The 25871-nt window shown below is 65.7% G+C and carries 24 protein-coding genes and 3 pseudogenes; 8 read left to right on the forward strand and 19 right to left on the reverse strand.

Features of this window, described 5'->3' with window-relative positions:
• The first annotated feature begins 268 nt into the window (after positions 1-268).
• Positions 269-1756 (forward strand): hypothetical protein, encoded by a 1488-nt coding sequence (locus tag BKH28_RS01550; RefSeq protein ID WP_143224037.1) that lies wholly within the window; start codon positions 269-271, stop codon positions 1754-1756.
• Entirely contained in the window at positions 1747-3117 is a 1371-nt protein-coding gene (locus BKH28_RS01555) for an MATE family efflux transporter (RefSeq protein WP_075417186.1), read from the forward strand. The genes BKH28_RS01550 and BKH28_RS01555 overlap by 10 nt, the downstream gene beginning before the upstream one ends.
• 115 nt (positions 3118-3232) lie before the next feature.
• On the opposite strand, the gene BKH28_RS13235 is transcribed toward BKH28_RS01555, so the two are convergent.
• Positions 3233-3763, reverse strand: coding sequence for a PhoH family protein (locus tag BKH28_RS13235; RefSeq protein ID WP_334070573.1), 531 nt, complete (start codon positions 3761-3763; stop codon positions 3233-3235).
• A gap of 847 nt (positions 3764-4610) precedes the next feature.
• Positions 4611-5426, reverse strand: a pseudogene (locus BKH28_RS01570) (transposase); the annotation flags it as partial.
• Between the two features lie 91 nt (positions 5427-5517).
• Between BKH28_RS01570 and BKH28_RS13500 the strand changes: the two are divergent.
• Positions 5518-6959 (forward strand): annotated as a pseudogene (locus tag BKH28_RS13500) (IS256 family transposase).
• A gap of 27 nt (positions 6960-6986) precedes the next feature.
• Here BKH28_RS13500 and BKH28_RS13940 read toward each other — a convergent pair.
• The 3 genes and pseudogenes from BKH28_RS13940 to BKH28_RS01590 all read right to left on the reverse strand — a co-directional run.
• A pseudogene (locus BKH28_RS13940) lies at positions 6987-7250 on the reverse strand (transposase); the annotation flags it as partial.
• A 513-nt stretch (positions 7251-7763) separates the two neighbouring features.
• Positions 7764-8630: an NAD(P)H-binding protein gene (locus BKH28_RS01585; protein ID WP_075417189.1), complete on the reverse strand. Its 867-nt coding sequence runs from the start codon at positions 8628-8630 to the stop codon at positions 7764-7766.
• A 126-nt stretch (positions 8631-8756) separates the two neighbouring features.
• Positions 8757-9254, reverse strand: coding sequence for a DUF1772 domain-containing protein (locus tag BKH28_RS01590; RefSeq protein ID WP_075417190.1), 498 nt, complete (start codon positions 9252-9254; stop codon positions 8757-8759).
• A 351-nt stretch (positions 9255-9605) separates the two neighbouring features.
• Here BKH28_RS01590 and BKH28_RS01595 point away from each other — a divergent pair, with 351 nt between their 5' ends.
• Positions 9606-10550, forward strand: a complete 945-nt coding sequence (locus BKH28_RS01595) for an AraC family transcriptional regulator (protein ID WP_075417191.1) — start codon at positions 9606-9608, stop codon at positions 10548-10550.
• Between the two features lie 115 nt (positions 10551-10665).
• Here the strand turns inward: BKH28_RS01595 and BKH28_RS01600 are convergent, their stop codons facing one another.
• From BKH28_RS01600 to BKH28_RS01630, 7 genes are all read right to left on the reverse strand, one after another.
• The gene (locus BKH28_RS01600; RefSeq protein WP_075417192.1) at positions 10666-11535 is read right to left on the reverse strand and encodes an EamA family transporter; all 870 of its coding nucleotides are present in this window, start codon (positions 11533-11535) and stop codon (positions 10666-10668) included.
• 87 nt (positions 11536-11622) lie between these two features.
• The gene (locus BKH28_RS01605) at positions 11623-12369 is read right to left on the reverse strand and encodes an ABC transporter permease (protein WP_075417193.1); all 747 of its coding nucleotides are present in this window, start codon (positions 12367-12369) and stop codon (positions 11623-11625) included.
• Positions 12369-13202 (reverse strand): ABC transporter ATP-binding protein, encoded by an 834-nt coding sequence (locus BKH28_RS01610; protein WP_178388804.1) that lies wholly within the window; start codon positions 13200-13202, stop codon positions 12369-12371. The genes BKH28_RS01605 and BKH28_RS01610 overlap by 1 nt, the downstream gene beginning before the upstream one ends.
• A gap of 54 nt (positions 13203-13256) precedes the next feature.
• Positions 13257-13874 (reverse strand): TetR/AcrR family transcriptional regulator, encoded by a 618-nt coding sequence (locus tag BKH28_RS01615; protein ID WP_075417195.1) that lies wholly within the window; start codon positions 13872-13874, stop codon positions 13257-13259.
• Positions 13875-14022: 148 nt separating this feature from the next.
• Positions 14023-14367, reverse strand: a complete 345-nt coding sequence (locus BKH28_RS01620; protein ID WP_256695421.1) for a type II toxin-antitoxin system PemK/MazF family toxin — start codon at positions 14365-14367, stop codon at positions 14023-14025.
• Positions 14358-14573, reverse strand: a complete 216-nt coding sequence (locus tag BKH28_RS01625; RefSeq protein WP_256695423.1) for a hypothetical protein — start codon at positions 14571-14573, stop codon at positions 14358-14360. Before BKH28_RS01625 ends, BKH28_RS01620 begins: the two co-directional genes overlap by 10 nt.
• Positions 14574-14668: 95 nt before the next feature.
• Positions 14669-15481, reverse strand: coding sequence for a 16S rRNA (uracil(1498)-N(3))-methyltransferase (locus BKH28_RS01630; protein WP_075417198.1), 813 nt, complete (start codon positions 15479-15481; stop codon positions 14669-14671).
• Between the two features lie 60 nt (positions 15482-15541).
• Between BKH28_RS01630 and BKH28_RS01635 the strand changes: the two genes are divergently transcribed.
• Positions 15542-16360: a YggS family pyridoxal phosphate-dependent enzyme gene (locus tag BKH28_RS01635; protein ID WP_075417251.1), complete on the forward strand. Its 819-nt coding sequence runs from the start codon at positions 15542-15544 to the stop codon at positions 16358-16360.
• 25 nt (positions 16361-16385) lie between these two features.
• Here BKH28_RS01635 and dnaJ read toward each other — a convergent pair whose 3' ends face one another.
• A complete protein-coding gene (gene dnaJ / locus BKH28_RS01640; RefSeq protein WP_075417199.1) occupies positions 16386-17507 on the reverse strand; it encodes a molecular chaperone DnaJ in 1122 nt (373 codons plus the stop codon).
• Positions 17508-17600: 93 nt separating this feature from the next.
• A complete protein-coding gene (hrcA, locus tag BKH28_RS01645) occupies positions 17601-18686 on the reverse strand; it encodes a heat-inducible transcriptional repressor HrcA (RefSeq protein WP_075417200.1) in 1086 nt (361 codons plus the stop codon).
• A 171-nt stretch (positions 18687-18857) separates the two neighbouring features.
• Here hrcA and BKH28_RS01650 point away from each other — a divergent pair, with 171 nt between their 5' ends.
• Entirely contained in the window at positions 18858-19934 is a 1077-nt protein-coding gene (locus BKH28_RS01650) for a DUF3097 domain-containing protein (protein ID WP_075417201.1), read from the forward strand.
• A gap of 61 nt (positions 19935-19995) precedes the next feature.
• On the opposite strand, the gene BKH28_RS01655 is transcribed toward BKH28_RS01650, so the two are convergent.
• The 5 genes from BKH28_RS01655 to BKH28_RS01675 form a co-directional block, all read right to left on the reverse strand.
• Positions 19996-20610, reverse strand: coding sequence for a VOC family protein (locus tag BKH28_RS01655; protein WP_075417202.1), 615 nt, complete (start codon positions 20608-20610; stop codon positions 19996-19998).
• Between the two features lie 90 nt (positions 20611-20700).
• A complete protein-coding gene (locus tag BKH28_RS01660) occupies positions 20701-22122 on the reverse strand; it encodes a sodium:proton antiporter (protein WP_075417203.1) in 1422 nt (473 codons plus the stop codon).
• Between the two features lie 133 nt (positions 22123-22255).
• Positions 22256-23299 (reverse strand): ferrochelatase, encoded by a 1044-nt coding sequence (gene hemH, locus BKH28_RS01665; RefSeq protein ID WP_075417204.1) that lies wholly within the window; start codon positions 23297-23299, stop codon positions 22256-22258.
• 156 nt (positions 23300-23455) lie between these two features.
• Positions 23456-24112, reverse strand: coding sequence for a hypothetical protein (locus BKH28_RS01670; protein WP_256695425.1), 657 nt, complete (start codon positions 24110-24112; stop codon positions 23456-23458).
• 350 nt (positions 24113-24462) lie between these two features.
• The gene (locus tag BKH28_RS01675; RefSeq protein WP_075417205.1) at positions 24463-24894 is read right to left on the reverse strand and encodes a MarR family winged helix-turn-helix transcriptional regulator; all 432 of its coding nucleotides are present in this window, start codon (positions 24892-24894) and stop codon (positions 24463-24465) included.
• Between the two features lie 66 nt (positions 24895-24960).
• Here BKH28_RS01675 and BKH28_RS01680 point away from each other — a divergent pair, with 66 nt between their 5' ends.
• Positions 24961-25332, forward strand: coding sequence for a VOC family protein (locus tag BKH28_RS01680; protein ID WP_075417206.1), 372 nt, complete (start codon positions 24961-24963; stop codon positions 25330-25332).
• On the forward strand, positions 25329-25853 hold the full coding sequence (locus tag BKH28_RS01685; protein ID WP_218638019.1) for an EVE domain-containing protein: 525 nt from the start codon (positions 25329-25331) through the stop codon (positions 25851-25853). The genes BKH28_RS01680 and BKH28_RS01685 overlap by 4 nt, the downstream gene beginning before the upstream one ends.
• The last annotated feature ends 18 nt before the right edge of the window (positions 25854-25871 follow it).

A 25871-nucleotide genomic window follows, 5' to 3' on the forward strand; every position in this document is an offset into this window, starting at 1 on the left:
AGCCTGTTGGTTCGCACCTCACGACGGGACAGGGGTGCGCGAGGTCAGTGTGCTCGATGCCCTGGAGCGAGCCGTTATCTCGATCCTCCGTAGCAAGCCACAGGCACCCAACGCCGGTCAAGCCGTGTACAACATCTTCATACGGCACTTCTCCGCACTCGAGGGGGTCCACCCAACCAGGACCAGGGGCGGGGATCCTTACACGCCGATCACACGCGGAACGTACCTGCGCACGATCCTCCTGCTCCCGTACCTGAAGGATCTCGGAGTGACTCATCTCCACATCCTCCCGGTCTTCGAGATGAGTGAAGCGAAAGCGAAAGGGACCGTGGGCTCACCCTACGCTATTACCACTCCTCGCCGCCTCGACAATACGGTTGTCGAGGCGGGCCTCGGCCTTTCTGCGAAAGTGCAGTATGGTGCTCTGGTCGAGGCAGCCCATCGGTTTGGCATGAAGGTCATCCAAGAAATCCCGCTCCGCGCCCTAGCTCCCGACTCAGACTACCTGTCTGATCATCCGGAATGGGTGTACTGGATTCGACGAAGTAAGTTCACCGAGTTCCGCAAGCCCTCATTCACAGCCGATCAGTACGCGCGCATCGCGACCGCAATCGAGACAGGGCGGCTTCACGACCTCCCCACAGCAGAGTCAGTTTTCAGGAACCTGATCCAACCTACTCCAGATCCGTCGGAGGTCAGGCTCTCCACCACGGGCTACTCCTCCGGTGGAGAGGATCCCGTAGTACCTGCTCCCGCATTCAGCGACTGGCCCTTCGATGATCACAACCAGCCATGGACCGACATCACCTACTTGCGGCTGTTCACCAACCCCGAATTCGACTACCCTGCCTACAACACGCTACGCTATTTCACGCCGCAAGCTGTCGACGACCAATGGCTGAATGAGGGTGTGCTGGAATACATCACTACCACGCTCCACCACGCGCAGAACGTTCTGGGCGTCGACGGCGTGTTCATTGACATGGGGCACGGCTTTCCGCAGAACTATCGACAACGCATGCGTAAAGCCGCCCCCAATCTCGAACTCTGGTATGAAGACTTCAACGAACCGCCGCTGCTGATTACTGACGACATCCACTTGGGAATACCCGAGAAGCCAGGGAGCGAATGGTTCGCCAAGCGCGCCGCGGAACTCGACGCCGGATCCTCCTACGGAATGCACCGGTGTCTGCGAGCCCTTGAAAACCATAATTCTGTCAGGGCCTTCGCGACGATGCCGGACAACCAAGCACGGGGAATTTGGCTGGCTGCCCTCATGCTGCCCGGAATCCCCTGGATTCACAGCGGCCAAGAATTCAAGGCGTCGATCGCTATCAACGCAGTCATCGGGGACGGCAGTGGCACGACAATCACGGGGACGCCGCTCTTCAACGATCACGCGCTCCCCTGGAACGATCCCGCAAACCTCCGCACGGTTACGAGGCAGGCTCTTCGAACTCGCGCCCGGATGGCCTCGCTCTATAACGATTCCGCCACCTGGCGCGGACGTGTATTCGATGAGGGCAGCGCGCTCGCGTGGCATTTCATTGGCGAGAACGGCTATAATCACCGAATAGACGTGCTCGTGAACCCGAGTGGGGCTGCCGTCCGTGGACGCCATCCGACCAAACTCGATCCTGTGCACCTGGCCGCCGGACAATGCGTTATATTTGTGCACCTTGGGTCGCAAGTATGGCAGTTGGACTCGGAACGCATCGGTGAGGCATTCAAGGAGTACGTGGGACTATGTCGATAGCAACCAGCTCCACCCCACTAAAGAACGAGTGGTGGCGCATTGCGCGCCTGGCACTGCCGGTGACGCTCCAAAGCATTGTCATGGCGAGTCTCGAGATCGTCGATCAGGTCATGGTCGGTCAGTTGGGGGATCTCGCGATAGGCGCCGTCGGCGCTTCGCTGAAGGCGGTCATGCCAATCGGTCTCCTGCTCTCCTCCTGGGTGACAGGGCTGTCCATCTTCGCTGCACAGTACTGGGGGAAAAAGGCCAGGCACGCCTACCGTCGCCTCGTCGAGTTGGGCCTGGAAGTAGCCGTTCTGGTCGGCGTCATTTTGGCGATAATCTTCTACCTCGGTGCGACACCGATCATGTCAGTTTTCACACGGGATTTTCTGCTGATTGCGACCTCGGCCGAATTTACGCGAATCCTGTGCTGGAGCTATGTCCCGTTGGCAGTCAGCCAATCCCTCTCCGCGCTTCTGCGAAGCCGGGAAGTCACGATCCTGCCGACCGCGGTCAGTATCACTGCGGCCTTCGTCAATATTCTTCTCGACTACCTGCTGATCTTCGGAATCGGCCCGGTTCAAGCGATGGGTGTCAAGGGGGCTGCGCTGGGAACCGTCCTCGCCCGCGCCTTCGAGGCCGCACTGCTTTCCGGTATCTGGCTCTACTACCTGCAAGGTCTTCGGGCAGAGATCCAGGAGCGCGATCGCGATGAGATGGTACCCGTCAGGCGAGAACTGAACCGAATCCTGAGGAGATCGGCCCCGATCCTGGGCGGAGGACTGCAGTGGGTTCTCGGGGAGCAGGCGTACGCCGCGATTTTCGGGCGAATAAGCCGCACGGACTTCGCTGCCTTCGCCGCCACCTCTTCTGCCATGTCGCTCAGCACCGCCCTGATGAGCGGTCTGGCCGCGGCAGGAGCGGTTTTGATCGGTCAGAGCATCGGGGCAGGTCACTTGCAAGCAACGATGAAGTTGGCGAGGCATTTGCTCCGTGCCTCCTTTGTCGGGGGTCTGATCACCGGTCTGGTTCTCTTCGCCGTACGTTCCTCCTACCTTTCCTTGATGGACCTCTCGCCGGAGGCGACAGCGATCGCACATGGCGTTCTTGGAGTCTTTGCCGTGATGCTCTGGTGCAAGGTCTGCAACATGGTTCTTTCCCGCGGCGTCCTGATCGCTGGCGGCGACAGCGGGTTCGTATTCAAGATGGACCTGTCCACGACGTGGCTCATCGGCGTACCGATGGCTATGATCGGGGGCCTCGTTCTAGGTATTCCGTTGCCAGCCGTATATTTGTTGGTATGCCTTGAAGAACTAGTAAGGCTTATCATCGGTATCCGACGTTTCAATTCGAGAGCCTGGATGGAGCGTGTCGTGTGACATAGGGCCCTAAAACATCATCAGAACCAGTGAAGGAGAACCACGTGGAACAACCTCTGACAGTTTACGGGCTCTTCGTGTTTGAGGGTGTGGTAGGTGGGACATATCGACACCCTTAGGCGCTTGCGAGGTGGTCCTTAAGACATCCGACGTGGATGAGGCTGCGGGTGGTGTCGCTGGCCAGGTTGCGGAATCCCAGGGCTATGCCGCGTAGGTGCTCGAGTCGTCCGTTGACCGCTTCGGTGGGGCCGTCGGAGGAGCCGGGGTGATCGAAGTAGGCCAGGATGTCGACGGCTTTGGCCATGGCGAGGTAGGTCTTGCCGGTGCCGGCGGGGCCGATGCCGAAGGTGATGGTGGATTCCTCGATGTCGTCGGTGAGGACCTCGTCCCGGGCGCCCAGGAGGGTCACCGGGGCGACATCCTCAGGCAGGGTGAGGGTGCGAGTGAAGTCCGTCGGATCGGCGGATGTGAGCTGAGCTGGGGCACCGAGCGGCCGGGACGTCAGCGGCGTAGACGGAGCCGTGGACGTGCCAGAGACGGCAAGGTCCTGGCCGGCAGGCGGCTCGGAGGGCTTGGAGGAAGCGTCTGTCATCGTGGTCCGTCCGATCGGACTGTGGCTGCCTGCACCGAGTCTCATTGAAGTCATCGAGATCCACCCCTACAGTAAGATGCCTAAGAAAAATATCCACAACTCCTTTCAGGCACCCGTCAACCATCATCAAAGAATAAGGAACCCTACACAGACACACCACAAACCTCAAGTCCATCAACCTTCACCTTCCCCACACACATGAAAGATAAGAATGACAACCCCTAAACAACCTAGCAATACAATTGGGGGCCACATTCACGTACGCAAGAAAATAATATATCCCTCTATCACCCTGTCGATCATCACCTTTACATTCGTATCGATTTATACTCGAGAACGCATGGAGTGGCCAGCAGTTAACATCTGGACCACAGTTTTCTACATTAGCACGTCAACCATTACCACAATGCAATTATTGCAACACAGAAAATCTTTACTTCTAGCCATTACATTTAGGGTCCTCCTTAGCGTCGGTTGCTACACGACGCTAAGTTGGATATGGGGAGGACGGTTTCTTGCAGGATGGACAAGTGAACAGTCTCTAAACTTCAAAGAACTATTATCAAGCACCCTTACCGCAGTTGGCGGAATAGGCGCATTCGGATATCTCGTTATCAAGTATCGCGAACAAGCCAGCGCAGAACGAGAGGAGCTTCATCAGAATTAGGGTGAAGCCGACAAAAAACTAACCGCTGCCGTCCAACAGCTAGGCTCTAACCTCGATCTTTCGTCGTCTGGTTGAGTGGGTTTGGGTGGCGTCGTTGCCGGTGTCGTGGGGTTGATTATGCCGGTTGGCTGTGGCGGTCTGCCGCGTGTCGCCTCGCGGTGGTCGGGCCGTTCCAGGGGCCAGGGGGGGGTGTTCCTTCAGGATCGTGGCGGGCAGGAGATGAGTTCCGCGTGTCTACGGGGCGGGGAGTGCCTGGAGGCGCCCGAGCCCGGCAAGCAGGAGGTCAGTCCAGGGGTGGTCGGCCTTGTGGCGCAGGATGGTGCGGCGGGCATGGCGGGCGATGACGGCGGGGATGGCCATCAGCCGCAACCGGATCGTCCGGGGCTCCCAGGCGCGGGCGGGGGCGTCGGCCAGGGCGAGCAGCTGGGAGAAGGCCAGCAGGCCTGCGGGCCAGGGCCACGATCAGGCACCAGATACGGTTCTGAGCGAACCCTTGCAAGGGGAAGCGGTCAAGTCCGGTGTCTTTCGCGCAGCGGATGCGGTCCCCTGGCAGCGGGCCCGTAGCCGGTGGCGGACCTCGAGGTCGGCGAGCTGGCCCACTTTTGTGTTGGTGGCGAAGGCGGTGAGCCGGTAGCCGCCCACGTCCTCGAAGCGCAGCTGGGCGCCCTGGTGGGGTAGCTCGCGGCGCATGATCACCCGCATCCCCTTGGGCCAGGCGGTCAGGTCCAGCAGGTCGGTGATCTCAGCGACGTCCGCACCCTCCCTGGGCTCACCGTCGGTGTTGTACGCGGGGATCCAGGCGGCCTCGGGGATGGTGTCGTAGATCTGCGGCGTGTGGTCCGGCAGGGGGAACCCCACGCTGTAGGACACCCGCCGACGGGCCAGGAACTCAATGGTCTCCTTCGTGCCTCCGGCCCCGTCGATGCGCACCAGGACCCGCCGCCCGGGCCGGGGCCCCAGTCCGGCCTGGTCCAGGGCTCGGCGGATGATCTCGACGTGGTCGGCGGCGGTGTTCGACCCGGCGTTACCGGGCCGCAGCATGATCACCGCGCACTCACCCCCACCTTGGCCGGTTCCGTGGTCGAACCATGCTGAGCCTGTTCAATGGTTTGTGTAAGCCCTTGTGGAAGGACTGACACTGATGACTGCTACTGATGATGACAACAGGGCGCCTGCTGGTGGTCGGGATGTAGTCGACCAGCTGCGCTCGGCTGGGGCTCTGGATGGCTTGTTTGAGCAGAGCTGGTGCCGGGCAGGTGAACATGACTGGGGTTGATGGTCTGCTGCCAGCACTGGTCAAGGAGGCCCTGAAGAGGGACCTGGCCGCTTGGCTTGAGCGAGCACCTGGGCTACGACAAGGGCGAGCCGACCTCCCAGGCGCGTGGTAACGCCAGGAACGGGACCACGTCCAAGACGGTGGACTCTGAGGTGGGGCCCTTTTGAGACCTGTGGTGCCCCGGGACCGGGTCGGAACCTTCACCCCGCGCCCGGGTAGCGCCAAAGGTCAGCGCCGTCTGGACGGCCCCGATGCGTGTGAATCACCAGGCCTGATGCGCCGGTGGAATGACGGTGCGGGATATCCAGCGCCACCTGGCCTCCACGCTCAGCGCGGGCGCTCAGCACGGGGACCATTTCGAGGATCACCGACGCGGTAGCCGAGGCTGTCCTGGAGTAGCAGCGCCGCCCGCTGGAGGAGTCCTCTTCCCGGTGGTCTACCTCGACGCGATCCGGGCCGATGGTCCGCGCCTGTTCACCGGGTCGCCTCCCGCTCAGCCCACATCGCGGTCGGGGCGGGGCATGGACGGTATCAAGCACGTCTTGGGTATCTGGGCCCCGGGCCCGAGGAGGGAGCCTCCTTCTGGGCGCACGTCTGCGCCGAGCTGGCCAACAGGGGCGTCAAGGACGTGCTGATCGTAGAGGGGGCACCTCCCGCACGGGAGCGAAGCGCGCGGGGGAATGTGACGGGCTCACCGGCCTTCCCGAGGCGAACGCAGGCAGTCCTGGCCCCAGGCCACGGTCCCCACCTGTGTGGTCCACCTGATCCGCTCCTCGATGCGGTTCGTCTCCTACAGGGGAGAGCCGGAAGGTCGCGGCCGCTCTCAAGACCGTCTACACCGCCCCGAACCAGGAGGCCGCCTGGCTAGGCTCTGACCGACTTCTCCGAGTCCGACACGGGGGTCAAGTATCCCCAGACGGTGACGACCTGGGAGCGGGCCTGGGAGCGGTTCACTCCCTTCCTGGACAGGCCTCCGATGCTCAGGCGCGTCATCTCTCCCCCACTTCGTGGGAGGTACCCCCTCCACCAACAGCATCGAGACTGCGAACTACCAGCTGCGCAAGGATCACCGATGAACCGCGGCCACTTCCCCTTTCGATGAGGCGGTGATCAAGCTGCCGAAAGCTGGCGATCTGCGACACCCGTGGACAAACAAGCCCGAGAACGCGACAAGGAGAAAGGACTGCCACCATCCAAGCGCAAGGCCAAGGGCAGACTCGTCGAAGGACAGATCACCACCGACCAGATACAGGGCCCTGGCCCAGCTCACCACCGCCCACCCCGACCGAATCAACCCATACCTGTAAAACGCTTACACAGAAAACTGGACAGGCCTACCATGCGGTCAGGGGGTGGTAGCCGAACCCCTTCTTGAAGGTCGGGGCCGCCCCCTCTTTCTCTGAGTGGACGTTGACCAGGGTGGCGTCGACGTCGATCACCAACGGACGCTCAGCGCTGATTCCAGCCGTTGGTGAGTGCTCGCCGGCCAGGTCCCACACCCGCTGCCGCACCGTCTTGCGAGCCCGGTTGACGGCGGCCTCGACAGCCTCGACGTAGTCGGCCAGGGGCCCCACAAGTCGCGAGACCGTCGGGTCAGAGGCAACAGGCCCGAAGACCTCATTGTCTCACCGCAGCAGCGAAAGGTCAGACAGGCACCGACCTCCCAGGACCACGCACACCGCCAGATCCAAGATGATCTTGCCCGGGTCGTGCACCGCCCACGACCGCCGCCACGCAGACAGGGCCCGCGAGAGCTCGTTGCCCAGGCCCGTGACCCTGCTCGTCTCGGTCAACAGCCTCACCCCGGCCAGCCCCACCGCAGGAACACCCCCGGGCTCCACACCCACAGCCGGACACAACCCGCTATTCTTCACCGCGAAGGTGCCCCTCCCCTGGAGCTCTCAGATCTCAGCAACCCGCATTATCCCAGGCGAAGCGACACCTTCACCCCGTCTTCAACACCCCAACAATGAAAACTCGAGGCTAATGCGGGCCTCGCATCTGGACCGCAGTCGGCGGCGGACTTCGAGGTCGGCGCCGGCAGCACAGTTACTCGCAGCCGCCAGACAGAGCCACTGTCGTTCAGGGAACTGCCGACGTGGGCGGAGGGATCAGACCTCCTGTGCGAGCACGTGCCGGACCGTGGTGTCAATATCCGTGGTTACACGGATGCTCCGATCACCACGCGGCCCCAGCCGCTTCTGCTCGTCCGCCCGATACAGGTCTGCCAGACTCTCCGCGATGTGCGGTGCGAAGCCGGCCTCCACCAGGGCCTTCATCCAACGGGGCTCGGGGATCAGCACGACCTCAAGCGGCTTGCCCAGGACAACACTCAGCGACCTGGCAACCTGGCGCTCCGTGTACTCCGGCCCCACGATGTCCACGGCCTCGCTGGTCTGTGTATCCGCCAGCAGCTCCTGGACCGCGATCTCGGCGATGTCGCGGGTGGCCACCATGGGCAGGGGCGTGTCCGCACTTGAGGCGAAAACCGGGAAGATCCCCTCGTGCAGAACGGCTCCGAGGACATCCCCGAACTTCTCCTGGAAGTGTCCCGGGCGCAGGGCAGTCAAGACGGTCCCCGTCTGTGCGAGTGCCTGTTCCATGTGGTGCAGGCCCAGAATCGGTCCGGTGCCTTCGGTCAGATCCGCACCGCCGGAGGAGAGCATTACCGTGTGTCGAACGCCGGCGTCCTTGACCGCGTTGGAGACCGATTGCACCACTTCTGCGGCGTACTGCTCCAGGTCCGGCACGGACAGATCGAAGGGCATCATGGCGAAAAAGGCCGTTGCACCGTTCAAGGCCTCGGTGACCTTCTGGCTGTCGCGCAGGTCCAAGACGACCGCTTCAGCTCCTCGAGAGATCCAATCGGCGGCTGCTTCTGGACGACGGACGACAGCACGGACGGGGTGGCCGGAATCGAGTAGGCGGTCGGCAACGACTGAACCGATACGGCCGCTGGCTCCAGAGATGACGTACATGGTGGCTCCTGTTCTGTATGGCTGATTCTTTTCAGGCAAGGTGCGCGCAACTGGCACGAGCGTCGTTGCAGCACGGTCTGGTCGCTCGACTGCGACAGGCTGGCGCCTTTCAGCCGGCCCTGCCGGTCACCGCGATTTGGAGAAAATGTTCATGGCGGTTCCAACTCCCAGTCCCACAGCACCCAGGAGTGAGAGAACGGCTCGCACGCTGTTTGCGGAGGTCCACTCATCCAGATACATGTGCCAGACCCGGGCCCCCTCAGCAGTCCCCGCTACGACGTCGGCCAGGCGGTTGTTGCGCGGAACGTTGTAGACGATGGTCAGCACCCAGCCCGCCAGATACAGAAGGCCTCCCGTAGCGGAGATCTGGTCTCCGATACCCCGATCCTTTTTACGCACGTTGTGCACCACTGTCCACGTGCTGGCGATCGCTGTGCCAAAGAAGAAGGTCGTGAACGGCACCTGCACGGCAGTGCGGTTGAATTTCTGCATGGTCTCGATTGCTTCAGCGTCCGGCAACGAACCCAGCCAAGGCATCACCCTGACCGAAAAATTGGTGTAGATACCTCCGACAACGGCGGATCCCACCGCACCGCATGCGGACACAATGTTGTTCAGTGACATGACTCTCTCTTCCGAAGAACCGGGGTGACATCCGACGCAAGGCAGCGCTTCTCCGATCGCTGCTTGCATACCTCCATTCCATTGGCGAGGCGTCCACAGCTCCATGGGCCAGCGGCTCACCTTCATGCGACATCGGCTCGAAGCACTCCTCGATGGTTGAGTCCAGAGGAAGTGGCTTGCGGTCGTCGGAGGTCAGGGAGCGTATGGCAGGGGTGCCGGTGGTGCCGGTGTGCCAGCCCGACCGGCCAGGTGCTTGCAGGCGTAGCACAGGAAACATCGTTCGGTATCGATACACAGCAACGGTGCGATCGACCCACACCGCCTTGGAATCAACCACCTAGACTCAGAGGTATGGACCTGCTGGAGGACTTCCTGGCCCAGCCTCACGCTCGCGACGCATTCCTGCTGCGCGTGGTCATGGGGCGTCCCTGGTCGTTATCGGTGGAGGACAAGGCACCGCTATCCATCATCCCCACACTGAGCGGCGGAGGATGGATCACTGCAAACGGATCACGACCGCACCGATTCGAGGCCGGTGAAATCCTTGTGGTGCGCTCTCCTACCATCTACACACTGAGCTCGAGCCAGGAGCACGACGGTGGTACCAGGATCGGGGCCGGCCAGGCCTGCTCAGGCCCAGACGGCCGCGACCTGTCCGAAGAGCTGCGCACCGGGGTGCGCACCTGGGGCAATGATCCGCAGGGCGAGGATCAACTGCTGGTGGGCACCTACCGGCACCACTCCGAGCTGGGGCGACTGATGCTGCAGTCGCTGCCACCGTGGTTCCTGGTGAGCACCCCTGACCCGGAACTGGTCAGTCTGTTGAACCGCGAGACCGTCCATGACGGATTTGCACAGTCCAGTGTTCTGGACAGGCTCCTGGATGTCCTGTTGGTCACCACGCTGCGTGCCTGGATCAACACTGGGACACAGAACCATGTCAGTCTGCTCTCCGCCTCCCGGGACGACGTGGTGCGAAGAGTAACCGAGTCGGTACAGACGGCCCCCTCACGAGACTGGACGGTGGACTCACTCGCGGCTCTAGCAGGCGTCTCCCGGGCTTCTCTCACGAGGAGGTTCAATGCCACACTCGGCGTCTCCCCCATGACCTATGTGACCCAGTGGAGGCTGGCAATGGCTGCCGATCTCCTGGACCGCAGCGATGCCACCTTGTCCGCCATTGCCCACCAGGTGGGGTATGCCAGTCCTTTCAGCTTCTCCTCCGCATTCAAGAGCCGCTACGGGCTCAGTCCCCGTGACTTCCGCGCCGAGGCTGCCACGTCACGCACCCACTAACCACTTCCCGCCGGCGTTCTGGAGCACGTGAAGGCTTACTCACGGGCTAAGGAGAATATGACCTGGGCAAACACGGACGATTAGCATGCTTGTGAATAGTCCTCACGGCCGTCTCTCATGTCAGCATGGCAAGAGTCCCACCGACGAGCAGCGCCAGCCCGACGAGGTACCGCCTGCTGACGGCCTCTCTCAGGACAAGGGCGGAGAAGAGGACAGTGACCAGGACGCTCAGCTTGTCGATGGGGACCACCAGGCTGGCGGGGCCGTCCTGGAGAGCCCGGTAGTAGCAGAGCCACGAGGCACACGTCGCAGCCCCGGAGGCCAGGACGAAACCGAGCTCGCCACGCGGGACGGTAAGGACCTCCCGGAGTTTTCCGGTGACGGCGACCATCACCCAGGCCATCACCAGGACCACCCCGGTGCGGATCGCGGTACCGAGGTTGGACTCCACCCCGGTGATGCCGGCCTTACCGAGGATCGCGGTGAGCGCTGCGAAGAAGGCTGAACCGAGCGCATAGAGCAGCCAGCCCCCGCCGCCGCGCACGGCTCGAGGCAGACCGCGCAGGTCATCGGCGTCGAGCATCAACAGTGTCCCAGCCGTGATGAGCACAACCCCGAGCGCACCGAGGAGGCTCACCCTCTCCCCCAGGAAGATGAGGGCCAGCAGCACCGTGAGCACCGTGCTCAGCTTGTCGATCGGGACCACCTTGCTGACGCTGCCGAGCTGGAGCGCCTTGAAGTAGCACAGCCAGGAGGCGCCAGTCGCCAGCCCCGAGAGCACCAGCAGCCCGGTACTGCGGGTGTCGAGGTGGGCCAGCTCGGCCTGCGAGCCGACGATGAGCACCATGCCCCAGGCGCCCGCCAGAACCACGACAGTGCGCAGCGCCGTCGCCACGGTCGAGTCGGTGGTGCGGATCCCCTCCTTGGCCAGGACGGCGGTGATGCCGGCAAAAAGTGCTGATCCGCAGGCGAAGACGATCCACATAAGGCAACCCTAACTCCGCCTGGCGCCACCGCACGGCGGGCGCGAAGGTCCTCACCCTCGCGCCCGCCGTTGCAGGCTCCTTCCGGTTCAGCGGGTCTTGCGCGGCACGGTGGAGGCCGCCACCCCCAGGACCACCAGGCCGAAGCAGATCAGGTAGGCCAGGTATCGGAAGAAATCGTCGGAAGGTTCGCTGGCCGTCGTGAGCTCGGTGACGGCGTCGACCGCCCAGCTCATGGGCAGGGCGTCACCGACCACCTCCAGGGCGCGCGGCAGCTGGTCGCGGCTGACCAGGAGCCCGCACAGGAACAGCTGGGGTGCGATGACTACCGGCATGAATTGGACGGCCTGGAACTCGGTGCGCGCGAAGGCCGAGACCAGCAGCCCCAGGGACACCCCGACGAAGGCGTCGACCAGGGCGGTGAGCACCACCCACCCCCAGGCGGCGGAGATGTCCACGTCCAGGCCCCAGGCCGCCACGGCGCACAGGATGAGGGACTGGATGACGGCGGTCAGCGCGAAGGCGGTGGCGTAGCCGAACAGGAGGTCGGCCCGGTGGATCGGGGTGGTCCACAGCCGCTCCAGGGTGCCGCTCACGCGCTCACGCAACATGGCGACGCTGGTGACCAGGAACATGACCGTCGTCGGCAGGATCGCCATCATGGAGACCGCAATGTGGTTGAACAGCAGATCCGCACCGGGGTAGTCGCGGTAGACGAAGTACAGCAGGGTCAGCAGCGCGGCGGGCACGATCGCGATGAGGCCGACCGTGCGCCGGTCGGCCCGCAGCTGGGTGAGGATACGGCGGGTGGTGGCCAGGTAGGTGCGCAGGTGCATCAGCGCTGCCCTCCCTTCTGCTCGGACTGCTTCTCGGAGTCGGCGATGACGGCCAGGAAGGCGGCGTCCACAGTGTCCACCCCGGTGCTGGCCAGGAGATCCGTGGCCGTGGTGGTGGCCAGGATGCTTCCCTGGCGCATGAGGAGGACCTGGTCGCAGCGGAAGGCCTCGTCCATGACGTGACTAGAGACCAGGAGGGTGGCGCCACGCTCGGCCAGGACGTGGAAGGTGGCCCACAGCTCCTCGCGGGTGACCGGGTCCAGGCCGACGGTGGGTTCGTCCATGACGAGCAGATCGGGGTCGGCCACGAGCGCGCAGGCCAGGCTCACGCGCCCGGCCTCGCCGCCGGAGTAGGTGGACACGGGCCGGTCCGCCAGGGAGGTGAGCCCGACGACGTCGAGGACCTCATCCAGGTCGCGGGCCCGGCTGCCGGCCAGGGAGGCGAAGTAGCGCAGGTTCTGGCGGGCTGTCAGGTCGGTGTAGACGGCCTGGTCCTGGGTGACGTAGCCGACCCGACCACGCACTGCGGAAGCACCGGGAGTATGCCCGAGGACCTCGATCTGTCCGCGGTAGCGCTGGACGCCGACGATCGTGCGCATGAGGGTGGTCTTGCCGCAGCCTGATGGACCGAGCAGACCGGTGATGGTGCCGGGTGCCAGGGTCAGGTCCAGGCCGTGGAGGATCTCCTTGCGCCCGCGGGTCACGCGCAGGTCCGTCGCGGTGACGGCCGGTGGCACCGAGTCGGTGGAGGACGTGATGTCTCGACTGGAGTCGTGCGATCGGTTACTGGCCCCCGACTCCCGGGGCGCGTCTCCTTCATCGCTTTTCATCATATGATGAATATAGGTCGACGGCGAGCCTCTGTCCAGAGATGGGGTCGGGTGACCTCAGGCGGGATCGGCGAGGCCAGGCAGGTCGTCGAAGGCGTAGCGCTGGATGGTGGGGCCGACGAGCGCGGCGACTGCCTCAACATCGAGGCCGGCGATGTGGTCCATGCGGGCGACCCAGCGGGCCAGGCCGAGACCGATGATCTGGCTGGCGATGAGCTGGGCGCGCAACTGGGGACGGTCGGGGCAGAAGTGGGTGACGATCGGCGAGAGAATCCCGGTGGCGATAAAGTCACGGAAGGGCTCGACGTCACTGCCCTGTCCGAGTGCAGCGTGGATGACTGCGGTGAAGCGGTCCGCGCCAGCCTCGTCCCACAAGCCGATGAATGCGCGCACGATCCCCTCCCCCAGCTGCTCGGGCTCGAGCTCGGTGATGGAGGCCGCCCGGTGCATGAGGTTGGCGTCGACCCCGGCGGTCGACTCGATGACGGCCTTGGCGAAGAGCGTGGCCCGGTCCGGGAAGTAGTGGTGGACCAGGGCCGGGTCGACGCCGGCGTCGCGCGCGATGCCGCGCAGGGAGGTCTGGTATCCGTCGCGGGCGAAGGCGGTACGGGCCGCCGCCAGGATGGCCTCGCGCGTGTCCGGACTCCCCGCCGGCCGCCGCCCCCTCGGGCTCATCGCTCACTCATCTCGCTCATAGACAGAGCATGCCTGCAAGCAGCTCCATTGGGAAGCAGCCGCGCTACGACTCCCATCCGCCGGGCACCCCTTCCGCATGCAGGCCGGTGCCGCCACCTACAAGGCTCCTGGGTCCTTTCAGCGCGTGTTATCTGATGTAGTCGACCAGCCATTCGCGCACGCCCCGAAGGACGGACCCCTCCACGACTCCGATCTTCTTGGTGAGACGCTGACGTGAGATCGTGCGAACCTGCTCAGTCATGGCAAACGACCGCTGTTCCATCCCTGCTCCCGCATTGAGCTCCACGTGATTCGGCCAGCCCCGATCCTTCGTTGTCACAGGAACCACGACGACAAGCGTCGTCACCGTTCGATGGAATTGCTCATTCGACACAATGAGAACTGGACGACGCCCGGACTGCTCTCGCCCGACAGCAGGATCGGGAAGTGCCCACCACACCTCGCCCGCGTCAACCATGACATCTAGCTCCATGCTTCCGACTCCCACTCACGGAGCTCCTCGACATAGGTCTCGTCCGGCGGATGAGCCTCCATCGCACGCCGCACCTCGGCGAAGCGCCGCTCACGTGCCGCCTCCTCCAGCAGCTCCTTGAGCGCGGCATCCATGGTCACCCCGCGCTCTGACGCCAGGGCCCGCAAGCCGTCCCTCGTGCTGCGCTCCACCTTGATCGTCGTCATGCCAGTCATACTCACAGTATGTATGACAGTCATACTCATGTGAAGGCGGCTCACTCCATTCCTTAGTCAGGACTCGAGCAACGCACTCGCGCGCCTCACTCCCACAGGCCGCTGGCGTGGGCGAGGACGGCCAGGGCGACGGGGCCGGCCGAGGCGGTGCGCATGACGTGGGGGCCCAGCCGCACCGTCATCGCCCCGGCGGCCTCCAGAGCCGCCATCTCCTCAGGGCTGATACCGCCCTCGGGCCCCACGACGACGGCCAATGCCAGTGGCGTCTCTCCGGACGCGGGCAGACGCACCGACTCCATCGCGGTGCTGATCGGGGTCCTGGCCTCCTCGTGCAGGACCAGCACCACTCCCCCGCCGCGAACCGTCTGTCCCACCCAGTCGACCAGCCTGCGGGTGTCCCGCAACTCCTCGACCTCGGGCACGCGGGCCCGCCGGGCCTGCTTGGCGGCCTGGAGGGCGGTCGCCTGCCAGCGCTGGCGCCCCTTGGCCTGCTTGGCCCCCTGCCACACGGACACGCAGCGCTCGGACTGCCAGGGCAGCACCAGCCCCACCCCGACCTCGGTGGCTGTCTCCACGGCCTGCTCATCGCGCCCGCCCTTGGCCAGGGCCTGAACGAGGGCCAGCCGCAGTGAGGGCTCGGGCTCCTCAACGCGCTCCAGGACCCGCACGGCCAGACGGTCCTTGGCGCCGCCGACGCCGGCCCCGGTCACCTCGCACACCAGGCGCAGGCCCGCGCCGTCAACGAGGTCCACACGCTCCTCGGCGCGCAGGCGCTTAACGGTCACGGCATGGCGGGCCTCAGGTCCGGTGAGCATGAGGACTGTGCCGAACGCGGCCGAGGCGACGGCGTCGGCGGGCTCAAGGGTCTCGGACGTGAAGAGGAAGACGGGTGCGGTCACTCCCCCAGCCTACGGGCCGCATCCAACCGGTGTCCGCCGACGGTGCTAGCGTCAGTGACCATGACCAAGCCTTCAGCCACCGCCCACTCCCCGCAGTCGTCCCCGGCCCCCTCCTACGCCGCTGCCGTCACGGTGGAGGACTTCCGCCGCAACCTGGCCGCTATCCGCGCCCGGATCGACGCCGCCGCCAGGCGCGCCGGGCGCGACGCCGCCGAGATCCGTCTGCTGCCGGTGTCCAAGACCGTCCCGGAGGAGCGCCTGCGCACCGCCTTCGCCGCAGGCATCACCCAGATGGGTGAGAACAAGGTCCAGGAGGCCCAGCGCAAGAGCGAGAACCTGGCGGACCTGGGCATCTCCTGGTCAGTCATCGGTCACCTGCAGACGAACAAGGCCAAGAACGTGGCCGCCTTCGCCGACGAGTTCCAGGCCCTGGACTCCCTGCGCCTGGCTGAGGCCCTCGACCGGCGCCTCCAGGCGGCCGGACGCGGCCTGGACGTCTACGTACAGGTCAACTCCTCGGGTGAGCCCAGCAAGTTCGGGCTGGAACCGGACGACGTCGCCGACTTCCTCGCGGCGCTGCCGGCCTACTCCTCGCTGCGGGTGCGCGGGCTCATGACCCTGGCCGCCAACACCAGTGACGAGGCAAGGGTGCGCGAGTGCTTCCGCATCATGCGTCGGCTGCGCGATGCCGCCCTCCAGGCGGGCACCGTCAGCGACGGGCTGCTGTCGATGGGGATGAGCGGGGACTTCGAGGCCGCCATCGAGGGCGGCTCCACCTGCGTGCGGGTGGGCCAGGCGATCTTCGGGGCCCGGGCCACCCCCGATTCCTACTACTGGCCCGAGTCGTCTCAGGCCGACCAGCCATCGGCCAGCAGCTGAACGGCGGACCGCGCCCCGGTAGCGCTCAGCGCCCGGAGAAGCGCTCCTTGAGCTTGCCCATGACGCTGGAGTCGCGCACGGGCTCGACGTCGTCCTCCCCACGCAGGCGGGCCAGCTCGACCAGCAGCTCACGCTGGCGGTCGTCCAGGCGCGTGGGGGTCTCCACGATGATGGACACATGCAGGTCCCCGCGGCCCTTGCGGCGCAGGCGCCCCACGCCCAGGCCGTCCAGGACGACCTCGTCACCGGGCTGGCTGCCGGCCTTGACAGTGACGTTCTGCTCGCCGTCGAGTGTCTGCAGCGGGAAGACGGCGCCCAGAGCGGCCGCGGTCATGGGAACGCGCAGCTCGGTGTAGAGGTCGTCGCCGTCACGCTCGAGGAACTCGTGCGGCTTCTCGTGGATCTCCAGGTAGAGATCGCCGTTGGGGCCGCCGGCCGGGCCGGCCTCGCCGCGCCCCGACATGCGGATACGGGTCCCGGTGGACACCCCGGCGGGGATGGAGACCTCCAGGTCCTGGCGCACGCGGGTGCGCCCCTCACCCGAGCAGTCCTTGCAGGGGGTGACGATGACGGTGCCGTAGCCCTGGCAGCCCGGGCAGGGTGAGGAGGTCATCACCTGCCCCAGCAGGGTGCGGGTCATGCGCTGGACGTTGCCGACCCCGTTGCACTGGGAGCAGGTGACCGGCTCGGTGCCCGGGGCGCAGCACGATCCGTCACAGGCGGTGCAGGTGACGTAGGTGTCGATGGGGACCGACCGGGTCGCCCCGAAGGCGACGTCGGAGAGCTCCACGTCCACGGCCACGAGGGCGTCCTGACCGCGTCGGGCCCGGGAGGCCGGCCCGCGGCTGGCCGCTCCCCCACCGAAGAAGGACTGGAAGATGCCGCCCAGGTCACCGAAGTCGGCGCCGGCGAACCCGCCGCCGAATCCGCCGCCTCGCACGGCGTCCTCGCCACCCAGGTCGTACATCTGGCGCTTGTCGGCGTCGGAGAGGACCTCGTAGGCGGAGGAGACCTCCTTGAACTCGTCCTCATGGCCGGGGCCGGCGACGTCAGGGTGCAGCTGGCGGGCCTTCTTTCGGTAGGCCCTCTTGATCTCCTCGGGGCTGGCGTCGCGGCTGACGCCGAGGACCTCGTAGTAGTTGCTCACTGCGTTCTTCCTTTACGGCTACAACTTCTGCGGTGGATGTCTGGGTGGTGTGCTCGACCGGGCCGCTGTGGGGCGGGTCGGGCAGGCCGGTTCTCACGTCTCCGGTGGGGACAGGAACCGGGACAGGTAGCGGGCCACGGCCCGTACGGCGGTCATGGTGGCCGGGTAGTCCATCCGGGTGGGGCCGATGACCCCGAGGTGGGCGACGGCTTCACCGGTGCCCGGCCCGTAGGTGGTGGTGACAACGGAGGCCTCGGCCAGGGCATCGTCGTTGTTCTCCGAGCCGATGCTCACGCGCATCCGGTTCTCGCCGGCCTGGGCGTCGTCTGCGGCGGTGAACAGGCGCAGCAGCACCACCTGCTCCTCGACGGCGTCCAGGAGAGGCCCCAGGGAGGAGAAGTCGGGGGTGGAGCGGGCCAGGTTCGCGGTCCCGGCGACGACGAGCCGCTCCTCCGCGTCGGGGCGCAGTGCGGCGACGAGCTCGTCGGAGACGGCATCGAGCAGGAACCGCTCGTCGGCGGGCGCCTGCTCGGCCAGGGCGGCCAGGATCGGGACGACGTCGGCGGCGCGGCGGCCCGTGAGAGCACCGTTGAGCCGGGTGCGCAGGCGCTCCAGAACGAGGGGATCGACGACGTCGGCGATGTCGAAGCCCCCGTCATGGTGGGAGTTCACGGCGCCCCTGGACCTAAGGGTCACAGTGCGCTGGTCGACACGTCCGGTGTCGGTGATGATGACCAGCAGGACGCGCTCCGGCCCCAGTGCCACGAGCTCGAGGTGCTGGAGGGCCGCGTACCGCAGGCTCGGGTACTCGACGACTGCGAGCTGGCCGGTCAGCTGGGCCAGTGCCCTCACGGTGCGGGCCACGACCTGCTCCAGGTCGACCGCTCCGGATAGGAGCGCGGTGATGGCGGCCCGCTCGGGCGCCGAGAGGGGCTTGATGCGGGCGACCTCGTCGACGAAGAGGCGGTACCCCTTCTGGGTGGGCACGCGCCCGGCCGAGGTGTGCGGCTGGTGGATGTAGCCCTCGTCCTCCAGGGCCGCCATGTCGTTGCGGATGGTGGCCGGGGACACGCCCAGCCGGTAGCGCTCCACGAGGGCCTTGGACCCCACGGGCTCGCGCGTACGCACGTAGTCGGTGACGATGGCGGACAGGACTTTGAGACGTCGGTCGTTGGCCACGGGTCCTCCTCCCCTCGTCAGTGCCGAGACGCGATCAGTGCCGGCGTCAGGCGGCAGGCCGCCCGCACACCGGTGGGGTGCGGCAAGCGATTAGCACTCACCCCACGTGAGTGCCATCCTACGCCGTGGTCCGGCGGGTCCACCGCTGGCGGACCGTGAGTTTCCCCTACCGTGCCGAGGGTGAACACGCCTGCCCCGTACCGCTCCCCCGTTCCCGGATCGACCGCCGCCCGCCGAGCCGCCCTGAGGGCTCGCGCCGAGGCGGAGCAGAAGCAGCAGGCGCAGGGCGCCTCGGCCGGTTCGCGCTCGCGCGGCGGGGCGGCTGTGAAGCAACCCGCCGCCCGCAGGCCGTCGTCGAGCGACCGCTACGGCGGGGACGTCCTGTCGGTGAATCCGCACCGCACGGGGCCCGGCGCCGTGCGCCCGGAGTCGGTGCACGTGCCGGTGAAGCCTGGACTGGTGGTTGAGGACCGGCAGACCGGGTTCGTCGGCGCCGCGGTGGCGGTGGAGAAGTCGGGCGGTCAGCACGTCGTGGTCCTGGAGGACCGTCACGGTGTGCGCCGCGGCTTCGCCCTGGGGCCCGGGTTCTGGATCGAGGGCCGCCCGGTGATCCTGGATCCGCCTGTGGCGCGCAGACGCACCCCCACCGGCCCGGTGAGCGCCGCCGGGAGACGGCTGACGGCCTCGGGCTCCTACGCGGTTGAGGGCGAACGGGCCAAGGTGGCACGTGCCTCCCGCATCTGGGTGGAGGGAAAGCACGACGCCGAGCTGGTGGAGAAGGTCTGGGGTGACGACCTGCGCCACGAGGGCGTCGTCGTCCTCATGCTCGACGGCGTTGACAACCTCGAGGAGGTCATGGCCGACTTCGGCCCCGGACCTGAGCGGAGGGCCGGCGTCCTCGTGGACCACCTGGTGACCGGTTCCAAGGAGTCGAGGATCGCCCAGCGGGTGACCGAGATGCCCGGCGGGGAGAACGTGCTGGTCCTGGGGCACCCGTACGTGGACGTGTGGCAGGCGGTCAAACCGGCCCGGGTGGGTCTGGAGCGATGGCCGGACATCCCGCGGGGCACCGACATCAAGCACGGCACTCTGGAGGCCCTGGGCTGGCCGCATGACACCCAGGCCGACGTCGCCCGGGGCTGGCAGCGCATCCTGGCGACGGTGCGTTCCTACAAGGACCTCGAGCCGAGCCTGCTGGGTCGTATGGAGGAGCTCATCGACTTCGTCACCGCCCCGGGCACGCGCTGAGGAGTCACCGAAGAGTCGCCGAGGAGCCACGGTCCTCAACGCAGTGCCCTCACGGGGAGTCTCACAGGACACCGCCGTCGTCGAAGGTCACCGTCATGGCCTGCCCGGGTTCCACGAGCTCGAGCCGATCGTCATCGCTCAGCCTGAGGGCGGTACCCCGCTTGCGCTCGGGCATCGGGTAGGTGACGTGGGCGATGGAGCCGATCCCGTTGGGGTGGGTGAAGTCCTGGGGTCTGGGTTCAGTGCTGAAGTGGCTCATGAGGAACGGCAGGTCGACGTCGTCGGGGAAGAAGACCTCGTAGCGCAGCTCCCGCCCGTGGGGGTCCACGCGCTTGGGCTTGAGGCGCAGGCCCTTGCCGCTCAGCAGGGTTGCCCCCTCCTCCAGCTCGGAGGCATCGCCCTCGAGGCACAGGCCGCACAGCCCCTCGGGGCCTCGATCCCAGGACAGGAAGCGGCGAGCCGCGCCTCCGTGCGGGCCGAGCGCGAGCAGGCGCCCCAGGAGCGGCGGCATGCCTGTGCGGGCCAGGAGCTCCAGGTAGGGGCCGGAAGAGAAGTAGATGAGCGCGTTGTAGGGACGCTTCACTGTGCCGTACTCGACGGCGAAGCCCCTGGCCTCGAAGTCGGCGACTGCCCGAGGGAGGTCCTTGACCTTGTAGATGACGTGTCCCAGCTGCACGCGCTCAGGCTACGCATACGCATTCCGGGAGGGAACCCGCCCTTGCGAGGGCGGATGCAGCTGGTGGACCGGCAGAGTCAGACAGCCGGCTCAGTTGTCCGCGCCCTCGGCCTGGTGGGCCAGGGCCAGACGACGGGACTGGGACACTAGGAGGGCGTCGCGTCCCAGGAGCCCCACGGTGAGTACAGCGCCCAGGACCTTCCACAGGACACCCGGGGCGATGAACAGCAGGACCATGGCGGCGATGACCGGCACCAGATGCTTCATGGCCCGCCCCACGTAACCGCCGAAGCTGGGCATCTCGACGCCGTCGGACTCGGCGACGGACTTGACCATGAAGTTCGGGCCGTTGCCGATGTAGGTAATGGCACCGCACAGGACGGCCCCCAGCGAGATGGACACGAGGTAGAGCTCGGGGACCCCGGCCACGTCGGCGCCACCGGGGTGAGCAACCTTGCCGGCCATCTCGAAGAAGGTGGCGTAGGTGGGGGCGTTGTCCAGGACGGAGGACAGCCCGCCGGTGAAGATGAAGAAGGTGACCTCGTTGAGCGGCAGTGAGCCGGCGACCTCGTCGAGGTAGTGCAGGGCCGGGATCATGGTGAGGAAGATGCCGATGAACAGGATGGCCACCTCGGCGATGGGTCCCCAGGTGAACTGGTTGTCCTTGAAGCGGACCTCTCGGCTGCCCAGGAAGTAGGACCCGGCCGCGGAGGCGAGCATGATGAACTCACGCACGGGGATCCAGTCGCCCAGGGCGGCGTGGCCCTCCTCGATGGCGTGGACGTCAACGGAGGGGGCGAAGGCGACGGCGGCGATGATGACGGCGAAGAAGACGAAGTTGAGCGAGCCCTTCAGGCCGAGGGGCTCGATCTCGGTGTCGTCGTCGTGCACGGCCTTGGCAGGTTCCTGGGAGTAGTAATAGGAGTCCAAGGCGTAGTAGCTCACCAGCAGCATGACGTTGACGAAGAGGTACTCGCGCAGGAGGTTGAAGGTCCAGGTGAAGGGCACCCCGCGCAGGAAGCCCAGGAACAGGGGCGGGTCGCCCAGGGGCGTGAGGAGCCCGCCGCAGTTGGCCACGATAAAGATCGTGTACAGCACCGTGTGCACCCGGTAGCGGCGCTCCTTGTTGGTGGCCAGCAGGGGCCGGATGAGGAGCATGGCGGCGCCGGTGGTGCCCACGAAGGAGGCGATGGTTCCACCGACGGCCAGGAAGATCGTGTTGTTGCGAGGCGTGGCGCGGATGTCACCCTTGAGGAAGATGCCTCCGGAGACGACGAACAGGGCCAGCAGCAGACAGATGAACTGGAAGTACTCCACCACGGCGGCGAAGACGGACGTCCACCCGAGGGCGGCCCACATCCAGGTGGCCACCGGCACGCCCAGGCCCACGGCGACGATCAGCTGGCTGGAGTGCTTCTCCCACCAGTGGGCCGTGGCCGGGATCAGGGGCAGGACGGCGATGCAGGCGAGCATGCCCGCAAAGGGCAGGACGGACCACCATTCAAGATGCACGGCAACTTCCTCACAGGATCGGGACTGTTCGCGTCACCATACCTTCCCGGGCATCAGTTTCCCCGGTGAGGGCCTGTGGTCTCTCGTGCTGAGACCGATCTTCCGGGCCGACGCCGCAGAGAGGGAGGCCGACTCAGATCCAGCCGGCCAGCACGTTTCGGGCCTGCTCAGCCAAGGTGGCGATGGCGCCGTCGGAGTCGTTGCCCCAGGGGATGTAGTGGAAGGTGCCGCCCCCGGCAGTGGTGAAGGTCTCGCGGTTGAGCTGGTTGATCTCCTCAAGAGTCTCCAGGCAGTCGGAGACGAAGCCGGGGCAGATGACGTCGAGGCGGGGGCAGCCGGCACGGCCGAGCTCGCCGACCGTGTCAATGGTGGCCGGTCCGATCCAGGCGGCGGGCCCGAAGACGGACTGGAAGGTGAGCTGGGCGAGCCCTTCGGGCAGGTCGAGCCGCCGGGAGAGGAGCTGGGCGGTGCGCTCGCACTGGGAACAGTAGGGGTCTCCGGCGTCGTGCATGGCCCGGGGGATGGAGTGGAAGGACAGTAGGAGGCGCTCGCCGGCTGCCGGGTCGGGGCGGCCGTGGACCTGCCAGTGCTGCTCCAGGGCGGTGGCGAGGGCCTCGATGTAGGCGGGCGCCGTCTCGAAGGAGCGGACGGTGCGCAGCTCGGGCTGGTTGCGGGAGGACAGGATGAAGCGGGCGGCCTCATCGACGACGGTGCCGGCCGAGGAGGCTGCGTACTGCGGGTAGAGCGGGATGAGGGCGATCCGGCGGCAGCCGGCCTCCATGAGCTCACCCATGACATGCCGCAGAGCCGGCTGCCCGTAGCGCATGGCGATACGGACCTGGACCGATTCACCGAGCTCGTCCTGGAGCAGCTCGCCCTGGCGCTCGCTGTAGTGCATGAGCGGGGAGCCGGAGCGGCTGGTCTCCTCGCCGGGGCGCCAGATGGTGGCGTACTTCGCCGCCGATGCGCGAGGGCGTACCCGCAGGATGATGCCTTCCAGGACGGGGCGCCACAGGAGGGGGTGCGTCTCAACGATCCGGCGGTCGGAGAGGAACTCCCGCAGGAAGGACCGAACGGCTCTGGGCGTGGGGGCCGACGGCGTGCCGAGATTGGCCAGGATGAGGGCGGGGCGCTCTTCCGCGTCATGCGGGTCGGGAGCGGTGGGGCTCAGAGGCACGGAAGTCCTTGGGATGGGCAGGATCGTTCTCGACGACGACGGCGTTGATCGACGTCGGCCTCACTCTAGCCGAGCGGATGCGCCCTCCGGCTCGCAACGAGTCCGCGCCCCGCCGTCTGAGACGAGCGGGGCGCGAAGAAGACTCGGGAGATGAGGTCAGCGAACGACGTCGTATCCCTGGATGCGCACGTAGGAGTAGGCGGAGAGCAACATCACCAGCGGGACCGTCACAAGCCAGCCGAACACAGTAAGTACGCCAACAAGATAAAGGCCAGCTCCGGTCAGGGCGAAGGGGATGAGCTCTCCGACATGGCTGGACAGGGTGGCCCAGGACGCCTTCATTCCGGCAATGCCGTCCATCCCCTTGTCCACGGTGAAGTAAACCGCGTAGTGGAAGAGGAAGGCCGCGATGACGCCCGGAACAACACACAGGAGGGAGCCCACGGACGTGGCGATCCCGGTGAGAAAAGCCGCGAGAAGGCTCGCACCGAAGTTCGGGAAAGTGAACAGGTCGCTCCAGGTCAGGGGCCGCCCGGTTGCCACCTTGAGCGCCATGTGAGTGGTCACGATACTAGCGAAGAGGCCAATAGCGAAGGCGATGTAGGTTCCAGAGGGACCCACCAAGCCGAAACCATACTCCTCTCCGTTGATATTATAGTGTGCCTCAATAGTGAAGTTGGAAAGTACAGTCCACAGACCCATCCCCACAATGAGAATGAGCGCATTCTCCTTGAACTTGGACCACGCCCATGACATGCCGTCACCGACGCTCAGCGGCGCCCCTCCCATCGCACCTGCAGGGTAGTACGGCATACCGGCTCCGCCGCCCATGGTGGACTGGGGGCCGTAGCCCTGTGCCGCCCCAGCCTGAGGCCCGTAGTTTGGAACGGCACCGGCTTGAGGTCCGTAGCCGGGTTGCTGATGAGCGTCGGGGCCGGCCCCATAGCCGGGCTGTGCTCCGTAGCCCGGGACGCCACCGGGTTGAGATCCGTCGTCTGGGTAACCTGGATACTGTGGAGTAGTCATTCAACCAGGATTTCATTAACCCCTGAAACTCTCCTGGAGGCGCTCCGAGGGAGGTCGGTCTTGACCGACTCATCCCAACGCGATGGCCTCATTCACCCAGTGCCCCGGCCCTTGGTCCCATCCTTTCGACGCTGGCATCACTTCTCAAGCGCGGCGATGCAGGCCGACAGTGCCTCTTGCACTGCGCGCAACCGGGACTCACTGAGCGGCGAAATCATGACCCGCTCAATCTCCACCACCACCCTCGACGCCTCCTTGAGGAGGCTCCGCCCCTTGGGGGTGAGCTCCAGAGGCAGCGCACGACCGGAAGGCGCCTGGGCTGCACGCTGAGCCAGACCTCGATCCACCAGGGCGCGCAGGAGCGTGCTCATGGTCTGGCGGGTCACGAAGGCCTCCCTGGCGAGGTCGGAGGTCGAGGCTCCCGGAGTGCGGCTGAGCAGCTCGAGGCAGAGGTATTGCGGAGCACTCAGTCCCAGGGGGCGGAGTGCCTCATCCATGCGAGTTCGAAGCGCAGCCTGAACGTGCTTGAGCTGATAGCCGAGGAGGTTCCTGGGGTCATCTTGACTCATGACAGTATTCTGACATACTCTCGATATGTCAGAAACCTGACATACATTGTCTGAGAGGAGACCACTGTGACCGTCACCGGCCCCGACTTCATCGCACTGCAGGTGAGCGACCTCGAGCGTTCCGCTGAGTTCTACGAGAACGCCCTGGGACTACGTCGCGCCCCGGCCTCACCTCCTGGCGCCGTCCTCTTCACCACGACGCCGATCCCCTTCGCGGTTCGAGAGCCCCTCCCCGGTGTAGACCTCTCCGAAACCCCTCGTCCCGGTCTCGGCATAGCACTCTGGCTGCACTGCGACGCGGTTCAGGAGCTGCACAATTCGCTCAAGGCATCAGGAACCATCATCCTGACCGATCCCAGCCCTAGCCCCTTCGGTCTGACCTTCACGTTTGCCGACCCGTACGGCTATGCCGTCACCGTTCACGAGAAGGAGTCGTGAGCCGAGCCGATCATGCCGGTGAGTGGGCGGTTGAGCCCCGGCAGCCGAGCCGGCTCCTCACCGGCGTACAGGTTGAGCCCGACACGACGAGAAGGAAGGACAGCACATTGAGATACTGGCTTGGCGTTGCTTCCAAGGACCATGTGGCTCTGGGCGTGGCTGACGGGTTCTGCCAGCTGTGCCATGGCAAGAAGGCGCCGCTTCAACGTATGCGGCGAGGCGATTACATCCTCTACTACTCACCGAAGCAGGAGTTCAGGTCACGCCGGCCCTATCAGGCGATCACTGCCTGCGGAGTGGTCACTGGGGACGTGGTCTACCAGTACGAGATGTTTCCCGGTTTTGTTCCGTACCGACGTGACATTGAGTGGCAGGAGCCGATACGAGAGGTGCCGCTCGATATCCTGCGCACCTTACCGGGCTGGAGCGAAGTAGCTCCAAAGCTACGCTTCGGCCACGTGGAGCTGCCATCTGAGCTGTTCCAGGCAATTCAGGAGTACATGCTGTCGGACGGCGAGTAGCACAGGATGGCGTCAACG

Origin of the sequence: Actinomyces oris, assembly GCF_001937665.1 — a bacterium.
GTDB lineage: Bacteria > Actinomycetota > Actinomycetes > Actinomycetales > Actinomycetaceae > Actinomyces > Actinomyces stomatis.